This is a genomic window from Mesorhizobium sp. ES1-3 (assembly GCF_020164795.1).
GTDB lineage: Bacteria > Pseudomonadota > Alphaproteobacteria > Rhizobiales > Rhizobiaceae > Mesorhizobium.
This window is the reverse complement of record NZ_JAIUGW010000001.1, coordinates 569,661-592,922: the sequence shown is the minus strand read 5'-3', so window position 1 is coordinate 592,922 and position 23,262 is coordinate 569,661. Positions and strand designations below refer to the sequence as shown.

At 63.7% G+C, this 23,262-nt stretch carries 22 protein-coding genes and 1 pseudogene; 14 read left to right on the top strand and 9 right to left on the bottom strand.

The features are described 5' to 3' along the window. Positions 1 to 107 precede the first annotated feature (107 nt). The gene (locus LB536_RS02775; RefSeq protein ID WP_224590024.1) at positions 108 to 1,370 is read left to right on the top strand and encodes a DUF763 domain-containing protein; all 1,263 of its coding nucleotides are present in this window, start codon (positions 108 to 110) and stop codon (positions 1,368 to 1,370) included. 18 nt (positions 1,371 to 1,388) lie between these two features. Here LB536_RS02775 and LB536_RS02770 read toward each other — a convergent pair whose 3' ends face one another. Both LB536_RS02770 and LB536_RS02765 read right to left on the bottom strand, forming a co-directional pair. Beyond that, positions 1,389 to 1,589: a KTSC domain-containing protein gene (locus LB536_RS02770; protein ID WP_140756594.1), complete on the bottom strand. Its 201-nt coding sequence runs from the start codon at positions 1,587 to 1,589 to the stop codon at positions 1,389 to 1,391. A 67-nt stretch (positions 1,590 to 1,656) separates the two neighbouring features. Beyond that, on the bottom strand, positions 1,657 to 2,094 hold the full coding sequence (locus LB536_RS02765; protein WP_140756597.1) for a GFA family protein: 438 nt from the start codon (positions 2,092 to 2,094) through the stop codon (positions 1,657 to 1,659). Positions 2,095 to 2,261: 167 nt separating this feature from the next. On the opposite strand from LB536_RS02765, the gene LB536_RS02760 reads away from it, so the two are divergent. Then, positions 2,262 to 2,864, top strand: a complete 603-nt coding sequence (locus LB536_RS02760) for an alpha-ketoglutarate-dependent dioxygenase AlkB (protein WP_140812763.1) — start codon at positions 2,262 to 2,264, stop codon at positions 2,862 to 2,864. Positions 2,865 to 3,017: 153 nt separating this feature from the next. Here the strand turns inward: LB536_RS02760 and LB536_RS02755 are convergent, their stop codons facing one another. Both LB536_RS02755 and LB536_RS02750 read right to left on the bottom strand, forming a co-directional pair. Then, entirely contained in the window at positions 3,018 to 3,842 is an 825-nt protein-coding gene (locus LB536_RS02755) for a DUF1236 domain-containing protein (RefSeq protein WP_224590023.1), read from the bottom strand. A 122-nt stretch (positions 3,843 to 3,964) separates the two neighbouring features. Further along, a complete protein-coding gene (locus tag LB536_RS02750; RefSeq protein ID WP_140756605.1) occupies positions 3,965 to 4,750 on the bottom strand; it encodes an SDR family NAD(P)-dependent oxidoreductase in 786 nt (261 codons plus the stop codon). A gap of 98 nt (positions 4,751 to 4,848) precedes the next feature. On the opposite strand from LB536_RS02750, the gene uxuA reads away from it, so the two are divergent. Together uxuA and LB536_RS02740 are read left to right on the top strand one after the other, a co-directional pair. Then, positions 4,849 to 6,033 carry a mannonate dehydratase gene (gene uxuA, locus LB536_RS02745; protein ID WP_140812765.1) on the top strand — a complete coding sequence of 395 codons (1,185 nt, stop codon included), beginning with the start codon at positions 4,849 to 4,851 and terminating at the stop codon, positions 6,031 to 6,033. Between the two features lie 306 nt (positions 6,034 to 6,339). Continuing rightward, positions 6,340 to 7,686 carry an NAD(P)/FAD-dependent oxidoreductase gene (locus LB536_RS02740; protein WP_224590022.1) on the top strand — a complete coding sequence of 449 codons (1,347 nt, stop codon included), beginning with the start codon at positions 6,340 to 6,342 and terminating at the stop codon, positions 7,684 to 7,686. A gap of 134 nt (positions 7,687 to 7,820) precedes the next feature. On the opposite strand, the gene nanR is transcribed toward LB536_RS02740, so the two are convergent. Next, complete coding sequence (nanR, locus tag LB536_RS02735; protein ID WP_224590080.1) at positions 7,821 to 8,522, bottom strand: transcriptional regulator NanR; 702 nt, start codon at positions 8,520 to 8,522, stop codon at positions 7,821 to 7,823. 216 nt (positions 8,523 to 8,738) lie between these two features. On the opposite strand from nanR, the gene LB536_RS02730 reads away from it, so the two are divergent. The 9 genes and pseudogenes from LB536_RS02730 to LB536_RS02690 all read left to right on the top strand — a co-directional run bounded on the left by LB536_RS02730 (position 8,739) and on the right by LB536_RS02690 (position 18,453). Further along, the gene (locus LB536_RS02730) at positions 8,739 to 10,340 is read left to right on the top strand and encodes an ABC transporter substrate-binding protein (protein WP_224590021.1); all 1,602 of its coding nucleotides are present in this window, start codon (positions 8,739 to 8,741) and stop codon (positions 10,338 to 10,340) included. Positions 10,341 to 10,426: 86 nt separating this feature from the next. Next, complete coding sequence (locus LB536_RS02725; protein WP_140812768.1) at positions 10,427 to 11,383, top strand: ABC transporter permease; 957 nt, start codon at positions 10,427 to 10,429, stop codon at positions 11,381 to 11,383. Then, entirely contained in the window at positions 11,376 to 12,278 is a 903-nt protein-coding gene (gene opp4C, locus LB536_RS02720) for an oligopeptide ABC transporter permease (RefSeq protein WP_140812769.1), read from the top strand. Before LB536_RS02725 ends, opp4C begins: the two co-directional genes overlap by 8 nt. Next, positions 12,278 to 14,350: an ABC transporter ATP-binding protein gene (locus tag LB536_RS02715; protein WP_224590020.1), complete on the top strand. Its 2,073-nt coding sequence runs from the start codon at positions 12,278 to 12,280 to the stop codon at positions 14,348 to 14,350. The genes opp4C and LB536_RS02715 overlap by 1 nt, the downstream gene beginning before the upstream one ends. Before the next feature lie 25 nt (positions 14,351 to 14,375). After that, entirely contained in the window at positions 14,376 to 15,272 is an 897-nt protein-coding gene (locus tag LB536_RS02710; RefSeq protein WP_224590019.1) for a dihydrodipicolinate synthase family protein, read from the top strand. A gap of 107 nt (positions 15,273 to 15,379) precedes the next feature. Continuing rightward, positions 15,380 to 15,547: pseudogene (locus LB536_RS02705) on the top strand (ornithine cyclodeaminase); the annotation flags it as partial. Positions 15,548 to 15,800: 253 nt separating this feature from the next. Beyond that, complete coding sequence (locus LB536_RS02700) at positions 15,801 to 16,820, top strand: isopenicillin N synthase family dioxygenase (RefSeq protein WP_224590018.1); 1,020 nt, start codon at positions 15,801 to 15,803, stop codon at positions 16,818 to 16,820. A gap of 286 nt (positions 16,821 to 17,106) precedes the next feature. Next, positions 17,107 to 17,796: an SDR family NAD(P)-dependent oxidoreductase gene (locus tag LB536_RS02695; RefSeq protein WP_140756622.1), complete on the top strand. Its 690-nt coding sequence runs from the start codon at positions 17,107 to 17,109 to the stop codon at positions 17,794 to 17,796. A gap of 405 nt (positions 17,797 to 18,201) precedes the next feature. Continuing rightward, on the top strand, positions 18,202 to 18,453 hold the full coding sequence (locus LB536_RS02690; RefSeq protein ID WP_140756624.1) for a DUF768 domain-containing protein: 252 nt from the start codon (positions 18,202 to 18,204) through the stop codon (positions 18,451 to 18,453). Between the two features lie 66 nt (positions 18,454 to 18,519). Here the strand turns inward: LB536_RS02690 and LB536_RS02685 are convergent, their stop codons facing one another. From LB536_RS02685 to LB536_RS02675, 3 genes are all read right to left on the bottom strand, one after another. Beyond that, complete coding sequence (locus LB536_RS02685) at positions 18,520 to 19,638, bottom strand: P1 family peptidase (RefSeq protein ID WP_140756626.1); 1,119 nt, start codon at positions 19,636 to 19,638, stop codon at positions 18,520 to 18,522. Between the two features lie 3 nt (positions 19,639 to 19,641). After that, on the bottom strand, positions 19,642 to 21,288 hold the full coding sequence (gene xseA / locus LB536_RS02680) for an exodeoxyribonuclease VII large subunit (protein WP_224590017.1): 1,647 nt from the start codon (positions 21,286 to 21,288) through the stop codon (positions 19,642 to 19,644). 72 nt (positions 21,289 to 21,360) lie between these two features. Next, a complete protein-coding gene (locus LB536_RS02675) occupies positions 21,361 to 22,317 on the bottom strand; it encodes a LysR substrate-binding domain-containing protein (protein WP_140756630.1) in 957 nt (318 codons plus the stop codon). Between the two features lie 271 nt (positions 22,318 to 22,588). Here LB536_RS02675 and LB536_RS02670 point away from each other — a divergent pair, with 271 nt between their 5' ends. Next, positions 22,589 to 22,879 (top strand): DUF1127 domain-containing protein, encoded by a 291-nt coding sequence (locus LB536_RS02670; RefSeq protein ID WP_140756632.1) that lies wholly within the window; start codon positions 22,589 to 22,591, stop codon positions 22,877 to 22,879. A 141-nt stretch (positions 22,880 to 23,020) separates the two neighbouring features. On the opposite strand, the gene LB536_RS02665 is transcribed toward LB536_RS02670, so the two are convergent. Further along, positions 23,021 to 23,245 carry a type II toxin-antitoxin system HicB family antitoxin gene (locus tag LB536_RS02665; protein ID WP_140756634.1) on the bottom strand — a complete coding sequence of 75 codons (225 nt, stop codon included), beginning with the start codon at positions 23,243 to 23,245 and terminating at the stop codon, positions 23,021 to 23,023. Between the last annotated feature and the right edge of the window lie 17 nt (positions 23,246 to 23,262).

Below are 23,262 nucleotides of genomic sequence, written 5' to 3'. Positions count from 1 at the left end.
GCCCAGTCTGGCTCATCGATCACCCGGGTGCGAGCATTCAGTGCTTCCTTGCTCGGTCCGGGATACCTATTTGTCTAAGATTCGCGGACACAGGAGCAGGCACGAACGTGGCGCAACGATCGGGCAGTGCTGATCTTCCCCTTCACGGCGGGCGTGTGCCGAAATGGTTGGGCGATCGCATGACGCGTCTCGGCGCGGTCATGTGCGAGGCGATCATCCATCACTATGGCCGCAATGAGTTGCTGCGGCGCCTGGCGCATCCGTTCTGGTTCCAGTCCTTCGGCGCCGTCATGGGCATGGACTGGCACTCGTCCGGCATCACGACCAGCGTCGTCGGCGCCTTGAAACGCGGTCTCACGCCGCTATCGGGCGAACTCGGCATTCACGTCTGCGGCGGCCGTGGCGCGCATTCGCGCAAAACCCCGCATGAGCTTGCCGCCATCGGTGAGCGCATCGGCTTCGACGGCGCGCGCCTGGCAACCGCCAGCCGGCTGGTCGCCAAGGTGGACAGCGCCGCCGTCCAGGACGGTTTCGACCTCTATTTGCATGGCTTCATCGTCACCGACGACGGCGACTGGGTGGTGGTGCAGCAAGGCATGAACGGTGACAGCAAGGTGGCGCGCCGCTATCATTGGCTGTCCGAAGGTTTGAAGAGTTTCGTCGACCAGCCGCATGCGGCCATCGAAGGCGCCAACCAGGGCGAGATCGTCAACCTGACCGACCGGCGCGCCGAGGCCTCGCGCCAGGGACAGCTTGACCTGCTCCAGGATCTTGGGCCGGATCGCATCCTTCGAGAACTCGCCGCCCTGGAGCCCCGCACCGCACCGGCCCCGGTGCAGCCATTGCTGCCGCATCTGGTCATGCCGGCTCACCATGATGTCCGCGAAAGCGATGTCGTGATGCATCGCCTTCACGGCAACATGGCCGCGGCCGCCGAGCGGGGTCCCGCCGATTTCGCCGAGCTTCTCCTGGTTCCTGGCGTGGGCGCCCGCACGGTGCGGGCGCTGGCCCTCGTTGCCGAAGTGGTGCATGGCGCGCCTTGCCGGTTTTCGGACCCGGGCCGTTTTTCGCTGGCGCATGGCGGCAAGGACAGGCATCCGTTCCCTGTTCCGCTCAAGGTCTATGACGAGACGATCGGCGTGTTGAAGTCCGCCGTGCAAAAGGCCAGGCTTGGTCGCGAAGAGGAGATCGGCGCATTGAGGCGGCTCGACGATCAGTCGCGGCAGGTCGAGCGATATGTCACCGGTCCCAGCCTCAAGGAAATTGTCGCGGGCGAGTTCGACCAGTCGCATCTGCTTGGCGGCCGCAGTGTCTTTGGTTGGGAACCGGCGCCGGATCAGATGCCTCCCGAGCAGAACAAGAAGGCATGACAGGCCGCTGGCGCCGCATCACGCCACGCGACGGAACCTATAGTGGTCTTTGATGAATTTATTGAAGAAGCGGCCTTTCGAGGAAGCCCGCATGAACGCCGCATAGGTAGCCGGGGCGATGTCCTCGTAGTCATAGCGGTTGCCGTGCGGCACGAACCAGACCGAGAGGATCCTGGTCGCGGAATCGTATTGCGTGTTTCGAATGACGGTCGACGGCATGGTGGCACCTGACGGCTCCACCGATTAACCCGCCAGCCATGGTCCGGTTCCGTGCCGCCCGAAGGTGCTATCTGTCACGTGGATTGCCGAACTTCGCGACGCGCTTCCTCGAATATCGATCGATGCGCGGCAGCCCGTCTGCAAAGTCGACCCACGGCAGCCTGAGGTCCCAATAGGCATGGGCCTGTGGCCGCAGCCCTTCTGGTCTGTCGAAGAACCCGATTGTCAGATAGAACTCGTCCGGCAGGCCTTCGTCGCTGTAGCCTATCGAGCTCCCACAATCGGAACAGAAGGTACGGACAACGCCCGGCGTCCTGGAGAAAGCCTTTGGCGCTCCTTTCAAAAGGCGGAACTGGCTCGGCCGATATCCGACCCAGATGGTGAGCGGACTGCCGATCGCCCGTCGGCAATCGTCGTCGTGATCGTAGCATATCCAGAAAGGCTCACCCTCCATGGCGGCGGCAATTGCTCCGCAAAAGCAGGCCCCGGTTTCAACGCGCGGCATCCGGCACTCCAAGGCTGGAACATGACCGGCGGCCTCCGACGGAACCGCCGTTTCCTAAACTTTCACGCCGCTCCGGTGTTCCGTCGCGCCGGTTTTGAAATGCGTCCGAGGCAAGCAAGCGCGGTTCCTGTATTGCCTTGCGATCCGGCCTTCACCATCTAGGCACAATGTCGCCGCTCAAACCGAAAACAGCCGGCCATGTGGCCCAGTACGATCTCTTCGGTGCCGCTCAGGATGATCTGCCGGAGGGTTTCGCCTACCAGCCCGGACTGATCCCGCGCCAAGAGGAAATCGAACTCGTCCAGCATCTTGAAGGACTGCCCTTCAAGGCCTTCGACTTTCACGGCCATCTGGCAAACCGGCGTGTCGCCGGTTTTGGCCTTCGCTACGATTATGACCGGCGCGAGGTCGTCGAGGCACCGCCGATCCCTGATTTTCTGTTGCCCTTGCGCGCGCAGGTCGCGGCCTTTGCGCGCCTGCCCGCCGAAGCCTTCGCGCAGGTCTTGATCAATGAATACCGGCCCGGCGCCGGTATCGGCTGGCACCGCGACAAGCCTCATTTCGAAGATGTCGCGGGCGTCTCGCTGCTGGCGCCCTGCGATTTTCGCCTTCGACGCAAGAATGGGTCCGGATGGGACCGCCGGACCATCACTGTCGAGCCGAGATCGGCCTATCTCATGACGGGTCCTTCGCGGTCGCAATGGGAACACAGCATCCCGCCGCTTGCCGAGCACCGCTACTCGATTACCTTGCGAACATTGCGGTCGTAGGATCCCTGAGCGCGCGCTGACGTTTCCAGGATCCGGGAAGGCTGTCCGCAGAATTGCTCAACCCGCCCCCCGTGCGGCGAGGTGGGTTGAGCAATCCCATTGTTTTAGGCAATTCCAGACGGAAAACCGCTACGTGTTTTTCCTGGAATTGCTCTAGGTCAGTATCAGCACGATCTTGTACGTATCCGGATCGACGATGACGATCCGGCCGTCGGCCAGAACGAAATAGTCGTAGGACTCGTACGCCGGGATGATCTTGACGATGCGAGCCGGCAAACGATGCAGCCTTATCTTGTGCCGCGGAACCTCAATGCCGACGGAGACGTCGAAGTCGACGTTGGATACCGGCTGGACCTTGGTTTCCCTGATCACCTGGGTGATCTGGGTCTTCTGTTCAACGGTCACATTGTTGATGGAAGCGGTCGAGGTCTTATCCTGCGTGGAGGTCTTGCCTTGAGCCTGCTGGTCGGTCGTGGTGCCAGCCTTGCCCTGGGCCTGTTGATCCGTCTGGACCTTGGTCTTGTCCTGGGCCTGCTGGTCCATCTTGGTGCCGGCCTTGCCCTGGGCCTGCTGATTGGTCTGGACCTTGGTCTTGTCCTGGGCCTGCTGGTCCATCTTGGTGCCGGCCTTGCCCTGTGCCTGCTGGTCGGTCTGGACCTTGGCCTTGCCCTGGGCCTGCTGGTCCATCTTGGTGCCGGCCTTGCCCTGCGCCTGCTGGTCGGTCTGGACCTTGGCCTTGCCCTGTGCCTGCTGGTTCATCTTGGTGCCGGCCTTGTCCTGCGCCTGCTGGTCGGTCTGGACCTTGGCCTTGCCCTGTGCCTGCTCTTTCATCTTCGAGCCCTTCTGGCAGTTGGTCGTGCCGGAAGCGCAGTTTGTGTCCGCTCCTGATTGGCTGTCGGCGGGCTGCTGCGACTGGGCCATCGCCGTCCCGCAGCCCAGCCCGATCGCCAGCATGCTGGTAATGAGAACGTGTTTCATAGGAAATCTCCTTCGGAGAGTTCGTCCCTTCAAGGGGGAAACTTCGACCAAAAAAGATTGTTCCGAACTGGCTGCGTTAATGCCGCCACCCCCGATAGACCCGAAGACCGAACTTCATGGCGCTACTTCACGCCGATGCCGGCGGTGAGGCCGCCATCTATCTTGTAGTCGGCGCCGGTGCAGAATCCGGCCTTCGACGAACACAGGAACGCGATGAGTTCCGCCACCTCTTCCGGCTCGCCGATACGGCCGAGCGGATGGGCCGCGCCGAACCGCCTGTAGGCCTCTTCGACATCTGCGTCGCTGCCGCCGTCGCCACGCGCGGCCTTTTCGAGGATCGGTGTGCGGATCGAGCCCGGGCTGACCGAATTGACCCTTATGCCCGATGCGGCATAGTCGAGCGCCAGCGAACGCGTCAGCGTATGGATGGCGCCCTTGGTCGTGGCATAGGCGGCAACGTTCTGCTGGCAGGCGAAGCCCTGCACCGAAGCGACGTTGACGATGGCGCCGCCGCCCCGCTTGATCATTTCCGGGATGCCGAAATGGGCGGTCAGATAGATCGAGCCGACATTGACGGTCATCGCCCGGTTCCAGGTTTCCCAGTCGGTTGTCGTCGCTGTTCCATAGGGGTGCACCGCCGCCGAATTGACGATGACATCGATGCCGCCGAATTTCGCCACGCCGGCGGCGACCGCGTCGCGCACCTGGTCGGAAACCGAGACGTCCACGGTCTGAACCAGTGCCTTCGCCCCGGCCTTGGCGAGGCTCTCCTGCATGGCGGCATTGGCTGCCCGGTCGACGCCGCAGGCGATGATCGCGGCACCCCCCGCCGCAAGGCGTTTGGCGGTTGCCAGGCCGATACCGGTCGTCCCTGTCACCAATGCCACCTTGCCGTCAAAATCCTTCATCGTGGAAGCTCCTTCATTCGCCATCGAAACCGGCTCTTAGTTTGACACTCATCGTGGTCAAACAATAGGTTGCCGGTCTCGCAAAAAAGGAAGTGGCAATGGAACAGTGTTGGCGCTGGTACGGTCCCGATGATCCGGTGACGCTTGAACATGTCAAACAAGCCGGCGCAACCGGCGTGGTTTCAGCGCTTCACCAGATCTATGACGGCAGGGCCTGGCCCGAGGCCGATGTGCTCGAGCGCAAGCGTATCATCGAAGCGGCTGGGCTGACCTGGTCGGTTGTCGAGAGCATCCCGGTCCACAATTCCTTCAAGATCGGCGCGCCGGGGCGCGAGCGCTATGCCGGCTACTATCGCGACAGCATCCGCGCGCTCGCCAGGGCCGGCATCCAGACGATCTGCTACAATTTCATGCCGGTGGTCGACTGGACCCGCACCGATCTGGCCTACCGGCTGCCGACAACCGGCTATGCCTTGCGTTTCGACGCCATCGATTTTGCGGCCTATGATCTCTTTGTCCTGCAGCGCAAGAATGGCGCGGCAAGCTACACGCCGGCGCGTATCGCCGAGGCCGAGAAGCGGCTGAAGGTGCTGACGCCGGAGCAGATCGACCAGATCGAGCGCAACCTGATCGCCGGCCTGCCGGCGACGGAGCGCAGCTATAACAGGGACAGTTTCCGCGAGGCCCTGGCGGAATACGATGCGATCGGGCCGAAGGAATTGCGCGACAATCTCGCCTGGTTCCTGCGCGAGATCATCCCGGCGGCCGAAGAGGCGGGGGTGCGCATGTGCATCCATCCCGACGATCCGCCCTTCTCGCTCTATGGCCTGCCGCGCGTCGTTTCGACGGCCGACGATGCGCGTTTCATCCTCAACACTGTCGACAGCCCTGCCAATGGGCTGACCTTCTGCACCGGCTCTTACGGCACGCGCGCCGACAACGACATCGTCGCCATGGTCAAGGAATTCGCCGACCGCATCCATTTCGTCCATCTGCGCAACATCACCATCGAGGAGGACGGCTCGTTCTACGAGGCCGAACATCTGGAGGGTGGCACCGACATGGCGCATGTCATCCTCGCTCTGATGCAGGAAGAGAAGCGCCGTCGCGGGGAAGGCCGCGCCGACTGGCAGATTCCGATGCGGCCGGATCATGGGCACCTGCTCGCCGACGACATCGGCAAGAAGAAGCTCAACCCCGGCTATTCGCTCATCGGCCGGCTGAAAGGCCTCGCCGAATTGCGCGGCATCATGCGCGCCGTGGAGCGGTTCGGGCTGGCCTGAAGCCATCGGGCGATAAGTCGTTTGCGATCTTCCGCTGGGATGTAGCGACAAGACGCACCGGGCGCTTCGTTTCGTCCGGCATCCGCGTGCCTAACCATCCGATTGTCGATGCGGCCGGGGCTGGCCCTACGACGAGAAGCGGCCTTCGGGGGGATGGTCAACAACTTCATTGAACTGGCATGCAGATTTTCAAGACCGGTCGTGTAGTGCATCGTTGATGCACTTCATGCTTGGCCAGCGCTCCATGAAGGCGGGCGAATTTCCCGCCACCGGCTAAGGGTCATGCTTATGAAAAAGGATAACCCTTTGACGATCTTCCCTTTCACCGAAGCCAGCCCGATCGAGTTTCAGGCGCCGCTGCCGAAGACGGCGGACGTGGTCATTGTCGGCGGTGGCATCATCGGCGTGACCGCGGCATTGTTCCTGGCGCGGCGCAATATACCGGTGACTTTGCTGGAGAAGGGACGTGTCGCCGCGGAGCAGTCCTCGCGCAACTGGGGCTGGATCCGACAGCAGGGCCGCGACGCGGACGAACTGCCCATCGTCATCGAAGCGCAGCGTCTCTGGCGCCAACTGGCCGAGGAGTGCGGCGAGGACATAGGCTTGACGCAAACCGGCGTGACCTATCTTGCGCGGACCGACAAGGAGATGGCTGATTTCGCCAAGTTCCTGAAGATCGCCGAAGCCCATGGCGTCGACACGCGTCTCCTCGACCGGGATGAGACCGCCAGGCTGATCCCGGCCATGTCACGCCCCTTCAAGGGCGCCATGACCACGCCGTCGGACATGCGTGCCGAGCCCTGGGTCGCCGTGCCGGCGCTTGCTCGCCTGGCCGTTCGCCATGGTGTCACGATCGTCGAGAACTGTGCGGCACGCATGCTCGATATCTCCGCGGGGCGCATCAGCGGTGTCTGGACCGAACGAGGCCGCATCGCCACATCGAACGTGCTTGTCGCAAGCGGCGCCTGGACGTCGCTGTTCCTGCGCGCGCATGGCGTCTCGATCCCGCAGCTCAGTGTCCGCACGACCGTCGCGGCGACCGCGCCGATGGCGGAAATCCATGCGGGCGCCGCCGCGGACGAACGCATCGCCTTCCGGCGTAGAAAGGACGGCGGATACACGCTGGCGGCGGGAGGCAGCCACCTGCTCTATGTCGGGCCGGATGCGTTGCGTCATGCACCGAAATACCTGCCCGCGCTGAAGGCAAATCCTTTCGGCACGCGCTACCTGCCGGCGGCGCCTCGTGCATATCCGGACAGCTGGTCTACCCCACGCAAATGGGATGCCGATAAGGAAAGCCCGTTCGAACGGATGCGCGTTCTCAATCCCGCCCCGGAGGCCAAGGCGCTTCGCGCCATCGATCGTGGGTTCAAGGAGCTTTTTCCGCAATTCGAGGCGGTGCCGCTCAGGGCAAGCTGGGCCGGTATGATCGATGCGATGCCGGATGCCGTTCCCGTCGTGGATCGTACGGCTGCGGTTCCGGGCCTCGTCATCGCGACAGGGATGAGCGGCCACGGCTTTGGCATAGGGCCCGGCATGGGCCGCGTCCTGTCCGACTTGATCCAGGGCAACGAGACTGGACATAACCTTCACAGGTTCCGTCAATCCCGTTTCAGCGACGGCAGCCCGATGCGGATGGGGCCATCGCTTTAGAGCAATTCCAGGAAAAGTGCGTAGCGGTTTTCTGTCCGGAATTGCGTGAAAACAAAGAGTTAGAGCGGTTCGGCGATTCTATCAAACGCTGAACCGCTCTAGACCTCGCCTGGTGTACAGGCTCCGCGAGACGGCTAATCTGGTTTCGCCTGGCCGGAATTGAACTTGCGCCGGGCGTTTTCCAGATGCTCGCGCATCGCCTGGCCGGCGGCTTCCGGATCGTGCCGCTCGATGGCTTCGAAGACTGCCTTGTGGCCGGCGAAACTGATGCGGTTTTCGAGCTCGGTGTTGGCCATGTGGATGCGCTGGTTGATCAGCCACTCCACCAGCGCTTCGTGCGCGGCGAGAAAAATCGGATTCCCGGGGATCGCGGTCAGCACGCGGTGAAAGGCGACGTCGGTGACGGCAAAGGCGCGGGCGCGTGAAATGGCGCGTTCGTTTTCGGCAAGTGCCGCCGCCAACGCGTCGATCTGCTGGCGTGTCGCCACCTCGGCGGCATGGCGTGCGATCGAGACTTCGAGGAACAGCCGCAGTTGTTCGAAATGGCCAATGCCGTCGGGCTGGTCCATCAGGAGGTGTGCGGTGCCCGTCAACTGCTCCAGCATGTTCTTCGACGTCGGCCGCGTCACCTTGGGCCGCTCGCCGCTGTTGATGCGCACAAGGCCCATCTTTTCCAGTGCAAATAGTGCCTCGCGTACCGAGGGGCGCCCAACATCGAACATCGACATCAGTTCGCGCTCGGACGGCAGCGAAGCGCCGACCGGATAGACCTCGTCGCGAATCATCGCCTCCAGGCGGAGACGGACTTCGTCGGACAATTTTTTTCGGACCGGCATATTGTGCATGGTCTACCTTTTAAGCTATTAGACCAGGCGCCGCAAGCGAGCACGGGCAAGGAGCTGTGGATCGCCAGGGTTTGGTGCGACCGAGGGTGGGAGGAGGTCGCTACGCGCCAATGAGCGACTGGACGCGAAACCGCGACCAAGCGACCGCGAGAAGGCGCGCCAAGGTCAGCCGCAACCGGCCGACACAATCGAAGGGAGGAGAATTCCATGAGACGATTTCTGATCAGCCTTTTGCCGGCCCTGGCGCTCATGCTTACCGCGGGCGCTGTGAAGGCCGAAGGAGGCGGCACGTTCCGCTCCGCCATGCGCACCGGCTGTATCGAGATGGGCACGCTGCACACCACCTGCGGCCACCGCCTCGACGAGACGGTGCTGCAGGGCCTCGTCCACATCAAGTGGACGGGCGACGGCGTGCAGCCGATGCTGGCCGAGAGCTGGAAGACGTCGGACGGCGGCAAGACCTATGTCTTCAACCTGCGCCATGGCGTCAAATGGCATGACGGCACGCCTTTCACCGCCAAGGACGTAGTGTTCAGCCTCAACCTCTACGCCAACCCGAAGGTCGGCTCGCCCTGGTCGCAGAAGCTTTCCGCCGTGGCCGGATACAAGGCCTTCCAGGATGGCTCGGCGACCTCGCTTGCCGGGGTGGAGACGCTGGACGACGCGACCGTGCAGATTGAACTCGACAGCGCCAAGCCGCTCTGGGTCGAGCTGCAGCTTATCGCGATCAGCATCTTTCCCGAGCACATACTGGGCAAGGTCGCGCCCGCCGACATCAAGGGCAATGCCTTCTGGGTCAACCGCGTCGGCACCGGTCCGTTCATCTGGAAGAAGTATGAGAGCGACCAGTATGTCGAGGTCGACCGCAATCCCGACTATTTCCTCGGCGCGCCCAAGCTCGACCGCATCATCTACCAGATCTACAAGGATGTGCCGCCGATCATCGCCGCGCTGGAGACGCAAGAGGTCGACGCCATGTCCTATGAGGGCGGCGGCGTGCCGATCTCTGAGCTGCCTCGGCTGCAAAAACTCGACTATCTGACCGTGCTGCCGAATTTCTCCGCCGGCCTGCCGACCTACCTGCAGTTCAACCTGGAGAACAAGCGCTTCGCCGATGTGCGCGTGCGCCAGGCGATGCTCTATGCCATCGACCGCAAGGCGATCATCGAGACCGTCAAGCAGGGCGCCGGTGAACTCTTGAACACGCTGTTCCCGCAGGACTGGGCGCGTGCCAAGGACCTCGAACCCTACGACTACAATCCCGACAAGGCCAAGCAGTTGCTTACCGGCGCTGGCTGGGATGCGAGCCAACCGGTCGACTTCATCTACTATTATTCCGACCAGATGAACGTCGACACCGTCACCGCCATCCAGAGTTATCTGGCCGCCGTCGGCGTCAACATCCAGCCGCGCCTGCTCGATCCGGCGGCGATCAACCAGATCTATGCCGACGGCAGCTTCCAGATGGGCTTCTTCGCACAAGGCATGGGGCTCGATCCCTCGCTCGGTTCGCCGCTGGTCGTCTGCGGCGCCAAGCCGCTCGCCATGGGTTATTGCAATCCCAAGGTCGACGAGCTCTTCAACAAGGGACTCGAGTCCAACGACCGCGCCACGCGTGCGGCGAGCTATCAGGAGGCCTCGCGCATCCTCAACCAGGACCTGCCAAAGGCCTGGCTTTGGAACGAGGTGCGCCCGCTCGCCTTCAACAACCGCATCGTCGGCCTGGCGCAGCACTTCAAGGAACAGCCGCTCGTGATCTTCAATCACCCCGTCTACAACGAAGTCGAGAAGTGGGAGGTGGCGAAATAGCCTCGGATATCCCTGCCGGTCGTGGGGCCCTGAACGAGCCTCACGATCCGTTGTCTCAGAACCGCCTTTAGCCATAGGAGAGGCCGGTGCTCAGCTATCTCCTGCGAAAACTTTTGCTCAGCATCCCGGTGCTGTTCGGCGTCACCGTCATCGTCTTTGCCATCGCGCATGCCATGCCCGGTGACGCGGTGCTGGCGATGATCACGGCGGAGGCGCCGTCGAGCGAGGAGCTGATCGCCATGCGGCGCGGCGAACTCGGCCTCGACCAGCCGGTCTATATCCAGTACCTCAACTGGATCGGCCAGATCCTGCACGGCAATCTCGGCCGCTCCTTCGTCAATGGCCGCAGTGTCGGCGACATCATCGTCGAGCGGTTGCCGATGACATTGGAGCTGATGGGTGTCGCACTGCTCGTCGCGTTCGTCATCGGCACCACGCTGGGCGTGATCTCTGCGCTCAGGCAATACAAGCTCACCGACTATTCGCTGACGCTTGCGGGCTTTGTCGGCGTCTCGATCCCGGACTTCTTCATGGGACTGCTGCTCGTCTACGTCTTTGCGCTGGAACTGCGCTGGCTGCCGTCGTCGGGCATTTCCACGGCTGGTGAAAACTTCTCGCTCCTCGACAATCTCAGGCACCTGATCCTGCCGGCGGCGGCACTTGCCTTGTTCCGTGCCGCGATCTTCATGCGCTATGCCCGCGCCGGCATGCTCGAAGTGCTGAACCAGAGCTATATGCGCACCGCCAAGGCCAAGGGCCTGAAACCCCGCACCATCACGCTGCGCCACGGCCTGCGCAACGCGCTGATCCCGCTGGTGACCGTCTTCGGCCTCGCGCTTCCGACGTTGTTCGGCGGCTCGGTGGTGATCGAGACCATCTTCCAGTGGCCGGGCATCGGCCTGATGTTCATCGATTCCGTGGTGAACCGGGATAGCCCAGTCATCATGGGCTACGTGCTGATCACCGCCTTCATCGTCATGCTGGCCAACCTTGCCACCGACCTTGCCTACAGCGTGCTCGACCCCAGGGTGAGCTATGACTGACGCTACCGCCGCCGACATGACGATCGCCGCCGGCGCCTCGCGCGGCCTGTGGGGCGAGGCGGCGCGCCGTTTCCTCCACCACCGTCTTGCCACCCTCGGCCTGATCATGCTCGCCATCATTGTGCTCGCCTGCGTGCTCGCGCCGCTGATCGCGCACTACGGCCCCAACGACATCGACCTCAGGGGCCGGAACCAGCCGCCCGGCGGCATCCACTGGCTGGGCACGGACGGCACCGGTCGCGACATCTTCGCCCGCATCCTCTATGGCGGCCGCATCTCGCTGACGGTCGGCTTCGTCGCCGTGGCGATCTCGGCCGCGATCGGCATCTTCATCGGCTGCGTCGCCGGCTATTTCGGCGGCAAGGCCGACCTCTTGCTGATGGGCCTGATCGACATGGTGCTGACCTTCCCGCGGCTGGTCATCATCATCGCTTTCGTCGCGGTCGTCGGGCCCAGCATCTTCAACACCATGGTGGTGATCGGACTGCTGAGCTGGCCCTCCATCGCCCGCCTGACACGCGGCGAGATCCTGGCCTTGCGCAACCAGGAATTCATCCTGGCTGCTCGCTCGTTAGGAACCTCGCCCTCGGTCATCATCCTCGAACACATCCTGCCCAACGTGCTGAGCCCGATCCTGGTGGCGATCACGCTCGACGTGGCGACCGTCATCCTGCTCGAAGCTTCGCTCTCCTTCCTCGGCCTTGGCGCGCAGGCGCCCGCCGCCAGTTGGGGCAACATGCTGCGCGACGCCCGCACGCTGTCGATCCTGGAAAGCCAGCCCTGGATGTGGATCCCGCCCGGCGCGATGATCGCCATGGCCGTGCTCAGCATCAACTTCGTCGGCGACGGCTTGCGCGATGCGCTCGATCCGCAGCACATCATGGGTGGCAAATGATGGCCGCCGACATGCTTGCCGTCGACAGGGCCGCGAAGGGGATCGGGCAGCAGGCGGTGCTTTCCGTGCAGGGGCTGAGCGTCGAGTTCGGCCCGCGCGGCAATTCCGTCTACGCCGTCAACGACGTCTCCTTCGAGCTCGCGGAGGGCGAGTCGCTGGCGATCGTCGGCGAGAGCGGCTCCGGCAAGTCGGTCACCGTGCAGACGCTGATGGGCCTGATCCGCAAGCCGCCCGGTCGCGTCACCGCGGGCCGCGCGCTGTTTCGTGGCCGCGATCTGCTGGCCATGCCCGACAGCGAGCTGCGCCGGATACGCGGCCGCGACATCGCCATGATCTTCCAGGATCCGATGTCGTCGCTGAACCCGGTGCTGACCATCGGCCTGCAACTGACCGAGGCGCTGCGCGAACACCAGGGCCTGAACGCGGCCGAGGCCGAGCGCCAGGCGCTCGACATGCTGGCGCTGGTCGGCATCGCCAACGCGCCGCAGCGCATGCGCGCGTTTCCGCACCAGTTCTCGGGCGGCCAGTTGCAGCGCATCGGCATCGCCATGGCGCTGGTGTGCAAGCCTTCGATCCTGGTCGCCGACGAACCGACGACGGCGCTCGACGTCACCATCCAGGCGCAGATCGTCGAACTTGTCGTGCGCCTGCAGAAGCAGCTCGGCATGGCGATCATCTGGATCAGCCACGACCTCAGCCTCGTCGCCGGCTTCGTCGATCGCGTCGCGGTGATGTATGCCGGCTCGATCATCGAAAGCGCGCCGGTCGGCGATTTGTTTTCGGCAACCAAGCATCCCTATACGATCGGCCTGCTCAACTCGATCCCGTCGCTGACGGCGGCAAACACCAGGCTGGTGCCGATCAAGGGCGCGCCGCCCAATGTCACGCTGGCGCCGACCTTCTGCGCATTCGCCCCGCGCTGCGACTATGCCGAGGCGCGCTGCAGCCAGGCAAAGCCCCCGCTGGAAGGTGCGGGTGCCGGCCACACCACCGCATGCTGGCGCTGGCGGGAGGTGGAGCGGCCGCCGCGCATGAGCGCAGCCGCTGCGGACAAGCCCGCCGCGACGGCATCGAAGCAGGAACCGCTGCTCACCGTCACGGACCTCAAGGTGCATTTCCCGATCAGGCGCGGAATCCTGCGCCGGCAGGTGGGCGCGGTGCATGCCGTCGACGGCGTCGGCTTCGAGGTGATGCGCGGCGAGACGCTGGCGCTGGTCGGCGAAAGCGGCTGCGGCAAGTCGACGACCGGCCGCGCCGTCCTGGGCCTGGAGCGCCCAAGCGCCGGCAGCATTGTTTTCGAGGGCAGGGACTATGCGGGCGCGACCGGCGAGGAGCTGAAGCAGCGCCGCCGCGACCTGCAGATGGTATTCCAGAACCCGTTCGGCTCGCTCAACCCGCGCATGACCGTCGGTCGCATCATCGGCGAAGGGTTGCGTGCGCAGAAGATCGGCACGCGCGCCTCGCGCGATGCCCGTGTCGACGAGTTGCTGGCGCTGGTCGGTCTCCGGGAAGCGCTGCGCAACCGCTATCCGTTCGAGCTCTCCGGCGGCCAGCGCCAGCGCGTTGGCATTGCGCGCGCGATTGCCACCAATCCGAAATTCATCATTGCCGACGAACCGATCTCGGCGCTCGACGTCTCGATCCAGGCGCAGATCGTCAATCTGCTCGACGACCTCAAGGCGCGCCTCGGCCTGACCTATCTGTTCGTCGGTCACGATCTGTCGATGATCCGCTATTTCAGCGACCGCGTCGCGGTGATGTATCTCGGCCGCATCGTCGAGATCGGCACCACGCCAGCGGTGTTTGGCGCACCGCTGCATCCCTATACGCGCGCGCTTCTGTCGGCGATCCCGGTGCCCGATCCCAAGGCCGGCGGCACGCGCCGCCGTATCGTTCTTGGCGGTGGCGTGCCCGACCCGTCGAAGCCGCCGCCCGGCTGCCATTTCCATCCGCGCTGCCCGCTGGCGACCGAGATCTGCACCAAGGTCGATCCGGCACAGCGCGATTTCGGCTCCGCCGTCACCAGCCGCCATCTCGTCGCCTGCCACCACGCCGGCGAAGCCACATCATGACAAATCTGGAAAACCGAGGATCCCAATGACCAAGCAATTGGCGGGCATGTATGCCGCCCTGATGACCGGACTGAGCGATGCCGGCGAGTTCGATCCGCAACGCCAGCGCAACATCAACGACTATGTGCTGCGCCAAGGGCTGGCCGGTCTCTATGTCGGTGGCAGCAGCGGCGAATCCGGCTTGCTGACGGTGGACGAATTGTTGGCGCAGCAAGAGGTGGTTTTCGCCGGCGCCGCCTCGAGTGGCGTCAAGCTGATCGCCCATGTCGGCATGCCGAACCTGCGCGATTCCATCCGCCTGGCGCGGCAGGCGCAGAAGCTCGGCTATCACGCGCTGTCGGCGCTGCCGCCGCATTCCTACCCGTTCTCCGACGAGGAAGTCTTCGGCTACTACCAGGCGCTGGCGGCGGCCACAGACCTGCCGCTTATCGTCTACGAGATCCCGTTGCGCACCGGCCGGCCACTGCCGCTTGCTCTGCTGGTCCGCTTGCTCGACCTCGGAAATGTCGTTGGCATCAAGTTCACCTCCACCGACCTGTTCAAATATTCCCTGCTGCGCAAGCGGCAGCCGCAAAAGCTCTTCTACTACGGCTTCGATGAGATCTATGCCGCCGCCGGCATGCTCGGCACCGAAGGCGGCATCGGCACCACCTACAATCTGCTCGGCAGGCTCTACGTGGCGATCGACCAGGCGGTCCGCGCTGGCGATCTTTCACGGGCGAAGGCGCTGCAGACCGTGTCGCAGGACTTCGTCGAGGCACTGCTGGAAACCGGCGTCCTGCCGGGCATGAAGGCGGCCTTCCGCGTCATCGGCGTCGATTGCGGCCCGACCCGCGCGCCGATGGCGCTGGCTGTCGCAGATGCCGAGGACCGCATGCGTGCGGTGCTTGCCCGCCCGGCGATCAAGGAGTGGCTGGCGTGAGGCGCGGCTCCCCTCACCGATGAAGCGGGCGCCACGCTGAGCGGCGAAAAACGCAGCTTGCCGATCTGCGCGATGGTCGCGGCGTCACGTTCGCGCAGGATGCAGGCCAGATTACGCTGTTCGATTCGGTCGGCTTCGCCATCGAGGACTTTTCGGCGCTGCGTTATGTCAGGGACCAGCTGACCTCGACCGGCCTCTACCAGGAACTCGACATGCTGGCCGATCCCGACGAGCCGCGCGACCTCTTCGGCATGCTCTTGAGGGCAGCCCAATAGGGTATTGGCCGCGCGCCTGCCGGCGGTCCGTATCTGTCGAATGATCGCGGTCGTTGTCAGCCAGCCAGCGTGCGTGGAAAAATTGTTCGTCGCGGCGGCCTAGAAGGGCCGATCGTTTCTTTCTTGGCAATCTGGAGTCGATGAGACTTGCGGGCATTGCTGGCGGTTGTGACTGCCGAAGAGTGCACGCATGTCCAACGGGACTGGTTTGCGGATGGGCACACATCCGCAAAGACCAGGAAAGGAGGCTGATATGCCCAGAATAGTACCCGTGCTCGATTTGAGCCGCTTTGAGCAAGGCACATCGGAGCGCCGAACATTTCTGTCGGATCTGCGTTCAGCTTCGCGCGACATCGGCTTTTTCTATCTGGCCGGACATGGCATCTCCTGGGCGGAGATCAGCGAAGTGCTCACCGCATCGCGCCGCTTCTTTGCCTTGGCCGAGGCCGACAAGCTCGCAATCGAAATGGTCAAGTCCTCGCAGTTCCGCGGCTATACGCGCGCCGGCGGCGAGCTGACCAAGGGCAAGGCGGACTGGCGCGAACAGCTCGATATCGGAGTCGAGCGCCAGCCCATAGCGCAAGGCCCCGGAATTCCCGCCTGGACGCGGCTGCAGGGGCCGAACCAGTGGCCCGCTGCGTTGCCGGAGCTCAAACCCGCCTTGCTTGCCTGGCAGGCCAAGGCAACAGCAGTGGCGATCCGGCTGTTGAAAGCTTTCGCGCTGTCGCTCGACCAACCCGAGGATGCCTTCGACCTGATCTACCGTGAGCAGCCCAACCATCGCATGAAGATCGTGCGCTACCCCGGCCGCGAGGCGACCGGCGGCGACCAGGGTGTCGGCGCGCACAAGGATGGCGGTTTCCTGACGCTGCTGCTTCAGGATGACAACAAGGGGCTCCAGGTCGAGTATGACGGCAGCTGGGTGGATGTGGACCCCATTCCTGGCACGCTCGTCGTCAACATCGGTGAATTGCTCGAACTGGCCTCGAACGGCTATTTGCGCGCCACCGTGCATCGCGTCGTGACGCCGCCCGTCGGTATTGAACGCATTTCGGTGCCGTTCTTCTTCAGCGCCAAACTCGATGCGACCATACCGCTACTCGAATTGCCGGAGGAATTGGCGGCACAAGCGCGCGGGCCGGCCAGCGATCCTGACAATCCGCTGTTTCGCGATGTCGGAACCAATGTGCTCAAAAGCCGGTTGCGCTCGCACCCTGACGTCGCGCGCCGCCATTACGCCGACCTGCTGGGGCGGGAAACTGGGGCGGGTTGAGCCAGTTGAAGCAAGAACGAACGGGATTTTTCGTAATTCCGGCTGATTTTGGAAAATCATTCGTCGTATACGCACAAGGATCGGTCCAAAATCCAAAAACCCGTTCGGTGTTTTCCTCCCATTTCGCTGAACGGTGTTCCCCTCTGAAGGTTATGACCTTCTTTTTGGCCGGGCCGTTTCGCGCCCGGCCATTTTTCTTTCCGCCTGCGCGTTGCCGCCGCGGCTGTGATCCGGCAGGGTTCAACAGGTGCCAGCCGTTGCAATCAGTGGAAGAAGGAGAGGTCTCATGACATCCAACGTCGCCGTCATTGCCGGGGCGGGCTCCGGTTTGAGCGCCTCGCTCGCGCGTCTTCTCGCCAGGGAAGGATTCCACGTCGTCCTGGCCGCCCGAAACATCGAGAAGCTCGATGCATTGCGGGCGCAGACCGGCGCGCAAGCCGTGGCGACGGACGTCTCGGATCCAGCGTCGGTGGAGGGCCTGTTCGATGTCGCCGACAAGGCTGGTCCGCTTTCCCTGCTGGTTTTCAACGCCAGCGGACGCGCCCGCGGTCCGATCGCGGAGCTCGATCCCGAGGCGGTCCGTCAGGCGTTGCTGGTTGGGGCTTATGGCGGATTCCTGGTGGCTCAGCAGGCAGCCCGCCGGCTTATTGCTCGAGGGGCGGGGTCGATCCTCTTCACCGGAGCGACGGCAAGCGTGAAGGGGTTCGCCGGTTCCGCCGGCTTTGCGATGCCCAAATTCGGATTGCGGGGACTGGCGCAATCAATGGCCCGCGAACTGGCGCCCAAGAACATCCACGTCGCGCATTTCATCATCGACGGCGCCATTGCCTCGGCCGTTTCCGACCAGGAGTCCGAACCGCAAGATCGCCGGCTGTCGCCGGACGCGATCGCCGAGGCCTATCTCGCCATCCATCGCCAGCATCGCAGCGCCTGGACCTGGGAAATGGAGCTCAGGCCGTGGGTGGAGACCTTCTGACCCGGAATTGGTTTGATGATCGATGTGACTTTCGCATGGCTCATATGCACGACCTCGAGGAGAGTCGACATCGCATGAGGATGTCACTATATAGCGGCGGCTTCGATGGCTCGTGCCTTGAAGCGTAACGTCATAAGGCGGCTGTAGCGACAGCCGTTGAGATACGAAACGGACTGGAAGCCGTAAAGGTAGAAGCAATTGCTCGGAGCGGGCAGATCCCGCCAACGGTACAGTCCTTCAGAATCAGAAAATGTCCTTCACCCCTCGATTTCCTTCGGCTCTGTGGACCCTGGACAGCTTCGGCTTGCCGGCTGGCCGCGACTCGGCTGGAATGGGAACATGCATCCTTTGCGGGATGCCGACGTTTATGATTGCCAACCGGCTTTGCCGCAAGGGAACAGCAGTATGAGTGAACACGCGATCGAATTCTTGCGGGGATGGATCGGCGAAAAGGTCCATTGCCAGTCCCACGCCAGGATCGAGAAGCAGGCCGAGACACTGGCCAAGGAATGCGCCGCCAAGGCGGCCGAGGTCGGCATACCGCTGGAGGACATCCAGGAGGAAGTCGGCGACATTCAGGAACTCATCGCTTCCCGGCTCGAGGAAGCGGCGGAGGCCGACGAAAACCAGCAGGCTTCCAGCGAGGCCGCGGAATAGATTTTCAGGGACAATCCTGTCTGGCTGCGCGGGCTTCGGCCCGCGTTTTCGTCTCAGCCACCCTTCTCAGCCAAATCTTTCCTTGAGCCACGCTTTCGGCAGGGCAGGCACGAAATTGCCATCACGACCGGTCATGTCGTGATTGGCGACAAGAGCGTTCAGAATCGATTCCTCCACCGTCTGGATCACGGCATCGAAGAACGGGTCGATGTCCACATCGGGAATGAAATCGGCGCTGGCGATCCGGCCAGTCAGCCCCAGCGCCGCGGCAGGATTCGCTGTCGAGAAGGCGAGAAAAATGTCGCCCGAACTGTGGTAGCCGAAGCCGCCTGTCATGGCGACGCCGAGCGGCACGCGGCGAGCCAGCCGCTTCATCTGGTGCGGCAGGAAAGGCGCGTCGGTCGCGATAACGGCGATGATTGAGCCCTTTTCCGCGCGCGACGTGGCTTCGCGGATCGCCGGCTCGGTGAGTTCGGATTCGGCACGCAGGCCACGAATGGTGAAATTGCGCCGCTTGCCGAAATTCGACTGCACGAAGGAGCCGACCGTGTAGGTGCGCCCTTGCCATGCGACGATGCGCGAGGCCGTGCCGGAACCGGCTTTGAAGCCGAAAGTGATCATGCCGGTGCCGCCGCCGACACTGCCTTCCTCGATCGGACCGCTGGCGGCGCCCTCAAGGGCTTCGGCGACGTGCTCCGATGTCAGATGGTGGCCGTTGATGTCGTTCAGAAACCCGTCATAGGTCTCCGCCGCCACCGGCAAGCCCCAGGCGCTGTCGACGGCCGCCGGCAGCACTTGGTTCATCCAGCGCAGCGTGCCGTCACGCGAAACCCCGCAGGAATGCGTGTTGGTGATGGTGATCGGGAAGTTGAAGGCGCCGGTTTCCTCGATGATGTGCGAGCCGGTCAGCTCGCCATTGCCGTTCTGGCTGAAAATGCCGGCGAAAACCGGCGTCGCCAGCTCGGCGCGCAACCTGGGCAGGATCGCTGTGACACCGGTGCGGACCGGTCCCTTGCCGATGCTGAGCGGACCATCGCCCGATATCAGCGTCGCATAGCCGACCGCGACGCCGGGCACGTCGGTGATCGCGTTGAACGGCCCAGGCGTTCCGTCGAAGCCGATATTGAAGCTTCGCGCGCGCGGCTTGCCGGACGGCGTTGCCAGATGGTGCGGATTGTCGGTCATGCCTTAGAACAATGATCCCTGATCGCCGGGTTCCCTCGTCTTGGCAACTGGGGCCTTGCCTGCGGGCCTAGCAGCCGGCTTTGGCCGCGCCGCGCCGCTGGTCGCCACCGCGTCCGCCGTGCCATCGGCGAACTCCAGCGAAAGCGCCATCCCAGACGCCACGTCGGCGGCCTGCTTGATGACGGCGCCGTCGGCATCCTTCACCAGCGCGAAACCGCGTGCCAGGACGGCCTTGTGCGAAAGCGTCGCCATCAGCCGGTCGGCCTGGACGATGCGGCCGCGCAATCGCTCCAGCCTGAGCAGCATCGCCTGGCCGCCCCGTCTCGTCAAAGCCGTCAGCAAATCCCTCTGCACACGTTGCCGCCGGGCTGTCGGCTCGATCGTGATGCGGCCCTGGAGCAAAGCCAGTTGCTGCCTGTGCCGCTGCAACGACGCCTTGGCGCATTTTGGCAACTGATCCGCGGCACGATTGAGCTCCGCGCGCCGGCTTCTCGCCAGAGTGCGCAGGGCCCCTTGCGCGCGCAAAAGGTTACGGTCGTTGGTGCGCCGCGCCTCGGCAATCCGCTGCGACAGCATTGCCGGCGTCAATTTTACGGCGAAGAACCGTGCCCGCTTGCGCTCGGTGGAAACCATCAGGCCACGACCGAGCCTCGATGTCGCCTCGTCCAGGCGCCGGCGCGGCAGCGCCAGCAATTGATCGGGCGAGGGCAGCGCACGCGCCGCCGCACGGGCTGCCTGCCGCTTGCGTTCGAAATTGCGCAGCACCGCGGCCTTGAGCCGTGCGCCGAGGCTGGCCAGCGTCGCTTCGAGGTCAGCCTTCACCGGCACGGCGATTTCGGCCGCGCCCGTCGGTGTCGGCGCCCGCACATCCGCGACGAGGTCGATCAGCGTCCAGTCGGTTTCGTGCCCGACGGCCGAAATCACCGGAATGCCCGAGGCGGCAACGGCGCGGGCGAGTGCCTCGTCGTTGAAGCCCCACAGATCTTCCAGGCTGCCGCCGCCGCGCGCGACGATCAGCAGATCGGGGCGCTGGATGGGGCTGTCCCATGCCAGCGCGTTGAAACCGGTGACGGCATTGGTCACTTCCGCACTCGCCGTGTCACCCTGCACGCGCACCGGCCAGACCAGCACATGCAGCGGAAAACGGTCCTTGATGCGGTGGATGATGTCGCGGATGACGGACCCGGTCGGCGATGTGACGACGCCGATGGTGCACGGCATGAATGGCAGCCGGCGTTTGCGGCCCGCATCGAAAAGCCCCTCCGCCTGCAGCCGGCGCTTGCGCTCCTCCAGCAGCGCCATCAGCGCCCCGGCGCCGGCCGGCTCCAGATTGTCGATGACGATCTGGTAGTTGGACTTGCCGGGATAGGTGGTGAGCTTGCCTGTGGCGATCACCTCCATCCCTTCCTCGGGACGGAATTTCAGCCGGCTCATCGTGCCTTTCCAGACCACGGCGTCGAGCCGGGCGCGGTCGTCCTTCAGCGCGAAATAGGCATGACCGGAGGAATGCGGCCCACGATAGCCCGAGATTTCACCGCGCACCCGCACATTGCCGAAGACGTCCTCGACCGTGCGCTTCAGCGCGCCTGATATTTCGCTCACCGTGTATTCGGTGGCGTTGGTGCGTGATTCGGATGCTGCTTCGCTCATCTGCCGATTGGGGGCTGGTTGGGCGCCGACGTCAAGGCGGCCATGTCAGCCCCGATAGTCATGACCCGCATCCTACCAGCCTGGCAGGATCTGGTTCGGCTTGCTCCGTTTCATCTTGGCGAAGGCGAGTGCCGCGAAGTCGAATGTTCCCGTCTCCTCGCCAAGCGGGATCGAGATGTTGTCCAGGCTTTCCGAAATATGGCGGGCAAGCGCATCGACGATCTCCGGTCGCGAGGTCTGGCCGCGCATGATGCCGATGCGGCAGTCGGGCAAGGCGCCGAAGCCGTCGGCTTCGCCCAGCACCCGCATGCCGGGCCTGAGCGCGCATTCGGGCAGCACCGAAATCGCCAGGCCCGAAAGCACGGCGGCGGTGATCACCGTCGCAGAGAAGCTGGTGAACAGGATGCGGTAGTCGCGGTTCTGCTGGTCCAGCACGTCGACGGCGGCGCGCCGCCAGATGCAGTTCGGCCGGCCGAAGGCCATCGGCAGGATTTCCTGCTCGTGCGTTGCGTGATTGGCCGAGGAGACCCACAGCAGCGGTTCACGCCGCACCACCTCCGATTGGCCGCGCACATCATTGTGCGTCACCAGCGCCAGATCGAGATTGCCGCGCTTGATGTGTTCGACCAGCCCCGGCGTCGGTTCGCAGATGACGGTCAGTTCGACGCGCGGGTTGGAGCGGGTGAAGCGTGCCATGATCTCCGGCAGGAAACGGTCCGCATAGTCGTCGGGCGTGCCGATGCGGATCGTGCCTTCGAGCCGCTGGTCGTCGAAGGCGGCGAGCGTCTCGCGGTTGAGATAGAGCAGCCGCCTTGCGTAGGAGAGCAGCTTGTCGCCTTCCTCCGTCAGCCTGTTGCTGCGCCCCTCCTTCTCGAACAAAGGCTTGCCGATCCGCTCCTCCAGCCGGCGCATCTGCATTGACACCGCCGACTGGGTGCGGTGCACTTCTTCCGCTGCGCGCGTGAAGCTGCCGGTATCGGCAATCGAGATGAAGGTCTGCAATTGATCGAGATCGAGCGGCGCTTTCATCGATGTGATCCATCACGAGTGTTGATGCCAAAGATTAAAAACATTCGTTGGATTAATCAATCGGTCGATGGCAAATTGGCATTGTCCACATGAAGGCATGTGAATCGAAGCCGGAACGGCCGCTGTCATCAGCGCCGATCATCGGGTTTCGTCCGCCCTACAGCGCCGCCGTCCTTTGGACGCGCAAAGGACGCTGTAGCCCTTGTTTTTGCGCATGATCCTTTTCCGAACCTCCGGTTCGGGGTCATGCGGCAGTCTGAAGGAGACCGACATGACCACGATCGATTTCGCCACCGAGACCTCGCGCATCACCTCGCGTCCGGCCGTTGCGACGCGCGTGGCCAACACCATCTCCAACGCCTATCGCGCCTGGAAAAATCGCCGCGCTTTCTACCGTCTTGGCGAGATGTCGGACGCCGAGCTCGCCGATATCGGCCTGACGCGCGCCGACCTGCATGTCGCAATCGGCGTGCCGTTTGGCCGCGACCCGACGGCGAGGTTGCGCGAAATCGCCAGCGATCGCGTGGAAACGATCGAGGACATCGCCCGCAAGGTGGCTTGATTGGCTGAGTTTCGGTTCGGTTGAACCTTTTTACGGTTCAGCGCGACCAAGGTTCATGCAGGCTCCCCACTCCCTGCCGGTTCCCCGCCGGCCTGCCTGCACGCTGCCCGGTCCTCCCAAGGACCGGGCTTTTCTTTTTGCTCAGGCGAATGCCAGCTTTCGCGACGGCTTTGGTATCGATCTGCCGAGATCATGCGCGGCCTCTATCCAGGACGCTATGGCATCTTGAACATTTGCGACGGCCTCTTCGGGAGTCTCACCGTCGCTCATGCAACCGGGAAGATCTGGTACAAGGGCTGAAAACCCACCTCCGTCCTCGATCGCAAGCGGCGCGATGATGACCGGATATTCAAGTCTGTCAGTCATGTCTCTTTGCCTCGTCG